The sequence below is a fragment of the Aliterella sp. E5.1 genome (genome assembly GCF_057473825.1).
Window position 1 is genome coordinate 1 of sequence record NZ_JBYCCV010000493.1, and the last position, 930, is coordinate 930.

Sequence of the window (930 nt, forward strand, 5' to 3'; positions counted from 1 at the left end):
ATTAAAAAGGCAAAGGTTGCCCCCAGAGTAGTCGCAATAAAAACATAAATTGAACCTAAAATAACCCCAAACAGAACCCCTCCCCCCAGGGTCAGCAGCACACCCGGCACAAACAAAATCGTTGCTAAATTATAAACACCAATAAAGGCAACTGGCCCCCAAAAGCCAAGACTGTCAACCCAGATTAATCCAGTCTGTATAAGCCCTGGAAGATTGAGCGACGTTGCACCAATCACAAGAACTGTGACTAGGCATCCGCCAAGAATAAGTTTCAGCTTGGAATTCACCCTTGCTTGTTAATGATTGCCATGTCCCACTTTAGGAGAGACCTAAGCCTAAAAAATAATTTTTCCCTGAGGGAAACTCTAAGACTTGCTGAGAACCCAGGAATTCACTAGGACCGTAGGGAAAGAAACATCGATCTAGTGGCGAAAAATCCGTAAAAATACCGATTAGATGTTGCGATCGCCCTGGGCACACTATTAATAACCGGGGGGAAAAGTTTGCCTACTGTCATGAATATCTACTGTCGCAGGATGATTTAAGTCCTGTAATAACCAAGTGACAAATCGGTCAGCCCTCCCGGATGCGAGAAATTTACATCTATACGAGGCTGAGTGAATGGATCCCATGGAAAACTTACTCTACTGGTGTGGCAGAGTTGTGCAGTACTTCACAATCAAGCGAGTTTCAATTGGACTGACCGAAACTGAGCACCAGTTGCTAGAAGGACTTCAAGAGGCCGTTGATCGCATCAGCAGTGAAGGAGAAGCTAATAGTTAAATTCTGGTGCCATCGACCAGGTATTGAGACACCCCAAGCCTCAGCCAAATTTTGGTTACCCTTGACCTCCGGCGATCAGCCCAGGGACTGTGATTAAATAGACTGTGATTCAACAGTCTCAAGGTCAGAATTGCTGGCAAGGCTTTT

Annotated in this window: 2 protein-coding genes; one reads left to right on the forward strand and one right to left on the reverse strand. The window is 45.3% G+C overall.

Annotated elements, in window-relative coordinates:
* Positions 1–287: TVP38/TMEM64 family protein (locus AC2VE5_RS28495; RefSeq protein ID WP_486890871.1), on the reverse strand; the 287-nt coding region annotated here is incomplete at its 3' end.
* A gap of 334 nt (positions 288–621) precedes the next feature.
* Between AC2VE5_RS28495 and AC2VE5_RS28500 the strand changes: the two genes are divergently transcribed.
* Positions 622–783 carry a hypothetical protein gene (locus AC2VE5_RS28500; RefSeq protein ID WP_486890872.1) on the forward strand — a complete coding sequence of 54 codons (162 nt, stop codon included), beginning with the start codon at positions 622–624 and terminating at the stop codon, positions 781–783.
* Positions 784–930: the final 147 nt, after the last annotated feature.